General features: G+C 73.4%; 3 protein-coding genes and 1 pseudogene. 1 reads left to right on the top strand and 3 read right to left on the bottom strand.

Going from position 1 to position 3,780, the window contains the following annotated elements; genetic code table 11:
- Positions 1–166: 166 nt before the first annotated feature.
- Positions 167–1,858 carry a serine/threonine-protein kinase gene (locus DQW06_RS24405; protein ID WP_117199384.1) on the top strand — a complete coding sequence of 564 codons (1,692 nt, stop codon included), beginning with the start codon at positions 167–169 and terminating at the stop codon, positions 1,856–1,858.
- Between the two features lie 13 nt (positions 1,859–1,871).
- Here the strand turns inward: DQW06_RS24405 and DQW06_RS24400 are convergent, their stop codons facing one another.
- The 3 genes and pseudogenes from DQW06_RS24400 to DQW06_RS29675 all read right to left on the bottom strand — a co-directional run.
- Positions 1,872–2,798, bottom strand: a complete 927-nt coding sequence (locus tag DQW06_RS24400) for a glutaminase (protein WP_094805011.1) — start codon at positions 2,796–2,798, stop codon at positions 1,872–1,874.
- Positions 2,799–2,943: 145 nt separating this feature from the next.
- Positions 2,944–3,642: a response regulator transcription factor gene (locus DQW06_RS24395; RefSeq protein WP_026338057.1), complete on the bottom strand. Its 699-nt coding sequence runs from the start codon at positions 3,640–3,642 to the stop codon at positions 2,944–2,946.
- Positions 3,621–3,780, bottom strand: a pseudogene (locus tag DQW06_RS29675) (sensor histidine kinase); the annotation flags it as partial. The pseudogene DQW06_RS29675 and the gene DQW06_RS24395, both read right to left, overlap by 22 nt.

Genomic DNA, 3,780 nt, shown 5'->3' with positions numbered 1-3,780 from the left:
GGGGCGTGCGCCCGAACGCCCCGCACCCGGGGAAGACACATGACACCGTGGCGGGGAGCGCCAACAGTGGCCGGGGGATCCTAGACTCGCTAACGCCCAGGGGCCCCTCCTCAGCCGCGCCCCGTACTCCCCGCACCGCCCCTCCGCACAGAGGAACAGCGCCTTCATGAACAGTTCCGAAGCCGACCCCCGTCGCCTCCTGGTCAACCGGTACCGTCTGGACGAGGTCATCGGCTCCGGAGGCATGGGGCGGGTCTGGCAGGGCACCGACACCCTCCTGGACCGGCCGGTCGCCGTCAAGGAGCTGACCACACCGCCGAACCTGCCCCCGCACGAGGTCGAGGTGCTGCGCACCCGCATGCTGCGCGAGGCGCGCAGCGCGGCGCAGCTCAGCCACCCCGCCATCATCACGGTGTTCGACGTGGCCGAGGAGGACGGCCGTCCGTGGATCGTCATGGAGCTGGTCCGCGGCCCCTCCCTGGGCGACCTCGTCCGCGACGAGGGCGCGCTGCCGGTCCGGCGGGCCGCCGGGATCGGCGAGCAGATGGCGGCGGGGCTGGCCGAGGCGCACGCCCGCGGCATCGTGCACCGCGACATCAAGCCGGGCAACGTGCTCATCGCGGGCAACGACCGCGCGGTCCTGACCGACTTCGGCATCGCCCACCTGGACGGCGCCACCCACCTGACCAGCACCGGGCTGCTGATCGGCTCGCCGAGCTACCTGGCCCCGGAGGTCGCGCACGGGCACTCGGCCACCCCGGCCTCGGACATGTGGGCCCTGGGCGTCACCCTCTACCAGGCGGTCGAGGGCACCCTGCCCTTCGAGCGGCCGACCCCGATGGCGACGCTGACCGCCATCGTCACCCAGGACCTGCCCGAGCCGGTCAACGCCGGTCCGCTGCGCCCGGTCCTGGAGGCCCTGTGCGAGAAGCGCCCGGAGGACCGGCCGTCGGTCGGCGAGGTGCGCGCCCTGCTGCGCGAGATCCGGGACGCGGACGACACCCCCGAGACGGTCGCCCCCACGATGGTCGCCACCGTGCCCGCGCCGGAGCCGGAGGAGGTCGCGGAGGCGGCCGTCCGCGCCGAACCGCTGGCCCCCGGCCCGGCCGCCCCCCGCCGTGAGGGGCGCCCCGGTTCCGTCCGGCGGACGCTGCTGGTCGCCGCCGCTGTGTTCGTGCTCCTCGTCGCGGGCGCCACCACCAGCCTCATGGTGAGCATGAACCGCTCGGGCGGGGCCGACACCGGGCTGGTCGACGGCTCGGGCCAGGAGGCCGCCGCCGACCCCGGCGCGGAGGCGTCGGAGCCCCCCGCCGAGGAGAGCGCGTCCGCTGCCGAGGAGACGCCGCGGGAGTCCGCGCAGCCCTCGGACGAGGAGTCGGAGGAAGAGCGGGACGAGGGCGGCGTGGAGGAGGTCTGGGGGCCCCTCACCCGCCACGAGGACCCCAGCGGCTTCTCCGTGGACGTCCCCGAGGGCTGGAACGTCGAGCGCGAGGGCCACATGGTCTACTTCCGCAACCCCGACGGCGGCTACCTGCTGGTGGACCAGACCGACGACCCCAACCCCGACGCCGGGGACGACTGGCGCGAGTTCGAGCCCGTCGGCAGCAACAACTTCAGCGGCTACGAGTTGATCGGCATCGAGGACGTGGAGGCCGACTGGGCGGAGGACTACGTCAGCGCCGCCGACTGGGAGTTCACCTTCGGCAACGGCGACATGCACGCCGTCAACCGCGGCTTCCACACCGAGGACATCGGCTACGCCCTGTTCCTGGTCGCCGACAACGACGACCCCGAGCAGAACCGGGCGCTGCTGGACCACATGTCCCGCAGCTTCGAACCGGCCGACCGGGACGACTGAGCGGTCGGAGCGCTCAGAACACGGAGCAGTTGGTGATGTCGGTGAAGGCCTCCAGGGCCAGCGCCGCCGTCACCGAGTTGCCCTTGGCGTCCAGGCCGGGTCCCCACGCCGCCACGGAGCAGCGCCCCGGCACGATCGCGAGGATGCCGCCGCCCACCCCGCTCTTGCAGGGCAGGCCGACACGGTAGGCGAACTCGCCCGCGGCGTCGTAGGTGCCGCAGGTGAGCATCACCGCCATGACGCGGCGCGCGTCGGAGCGGCTGAGCAGCTGGGAGCCGTCCGCCCGCCTGCCGTGGCGCGCCAGCAGCAGCCCCACCCGGGCCAGCTCCTCACAGCTGACGGTGATCGCGCACTGCCGGAAGTAGTGGTCCAGAACCTCCGGCACCGGGTTGCGCATGTTGCCGAAGCTCGACATGAGGTAGGCCAGCGACCGGTTGCGGTCGCCGTGCTCGTCCTCCGAGCGCGCCACCAGGTTGTCCGTGTGCAGGTCGGGGTCGCCCGTCTCCGCGCACAGCAGCTCCCCCAGGGCGCCGACGGCGTCCCCGGTGTCGGTCAGCAGCTGGTCGGTGACGATGAGCGCGCCCGGGTTGATCATCGGGTTGCGGGGCACACCGCTCTCGAACTCCAGCTGGTACAGGGAGTTGAAGGAGTTGCCCGAGGGCTCCCGGTGGACCCGCTTCCACACGCTGTCCCCGGACCTGCTCATCACCAGCGCCAGGGTGAACACCTTGGTGATGCTCTGCATGGAGAAGCGCGTGCGGGAGTGGTCGCCGACGCTGTACAGGTCGCCGTCCACCGTGGCCACGGCGAACCCGAACTCGTCCGGGTCCACGTTGGCCAGTTCGGGGATGTAGTCGGCGACCCGGCCCTCGCCGATGTGCGACCGCACCCTCTCCATGACGGCGTCGAGCACCTCTGCGTAGTCGTCGCGGTCACTCACCTCGGCCGCAGCCCCCTTCCGTGTCGGTGTCCCTTCACCCCCCGGCTACCCAGGACGGGCCAGGGCATGGCTCGGGACGGCCGCGGAGGGGCGGGAGGGGGCCGTGAGGCGGCGCTGGACGGCCGCGGAGGCGGCGGAAGGCGGGTCAGCCCCTCCCGTCCAGGAGCTGGGCGTCGTGCACGAGCAGCGCCACCTGGACGCGGTTGTTGAGCCCGAGCTTGGTGAGGATGCTCGACACGTGCGTCTTGACCGTCGGCACGCTCAGGAACAGGGCCGAGGCGATGTCGGCGTTGGACCGGCCCTCGCCGACCGCCACGGCCACCTCCAGCTCCCGGCCGTTGAGCGCCGAGAGCCGCTCGCGCGCACGCAGGGCCCGCTCGCCGCGGTCGTTGGCGCCCACCCGTTCGACCAGCCGCCGCGTCACCGCCGGGGAGAGCACCGACATGCCCCGGGACACCTGGCGCACCGACTCCACGATCTCCGCCGGAGGGGTGTCCTTGAGCAGGAACCCGGCCGCGCCCGCCCGCAGCGCGCGCAGCACGTGCTCGTCGGCGTCGAAGGTGGTCAGCACCAGCACCTCCGGCGGGTTCTCCAGGGCCCGCAGCCGCTCGGTGGCGGTCAGCCCGTCCACCGTCGGCATCCGGATGTCCATCAGGACCACGTCGGGGGAGTGGCGCGCCACCAGGTCGACCACCGCGCTCCCGTCCTCGGCCTCGGCCAGCACCCGGATGTCGGGCGCGCCGCCCATCATCATCACCAGGCCGACCCGGACCAGCGCGTCGTCATCGACGAGCACGACCCCGATCTCCCGCTCCGTCTCGCTCATGTCGGCCACGGTAGCCATGCCGCCAGCCGCCAGCCACCCCGACCGTCCGGGCCGTGCTCCAGCCGCCCCGAGGCCAGGGACACCCGCTCGGCGAGCCCGACCAGGCCCTGGCCGTCGCCGTCCCCGCCCGAAGCCGCGGGAGGGGCGCCGGGGGAG

The sequence above is a fragment of the Nocardiopsis sp. TNDT3 genome, from assembly GCF_003427465.1.
In the GTDB taxonomy this organism is placed as follows: domain Bacteria; phylum Actinomycetota; class Actinomycetes; order Streptosporangiales; family Streptosporangiaceae; genus Nocardiopsis; species Nocardiopsis dassonvillei.
This window is presented reverse-complemented; position numbering and strand designations above follow the sequence as displayed.

What these genes read in the sequence shown, in the direction of transcription:
- DQW06_RS24405 (WP_117199384.1), top strand. Translation starts at nt 167, where the DNA reads ATGAACAGTTCCGAAGCCGACCCCCGTCGCCTCCTGGTCAACCGGTAC.
- DQW06_RS24395 (WP_026338057.1), bottom strand. Translation starts at nt 3,642, where the DNA reads ATGGCTACCGTGGCCGACATGAGCGAGACGGAGCGGGAGATCGGGGTC.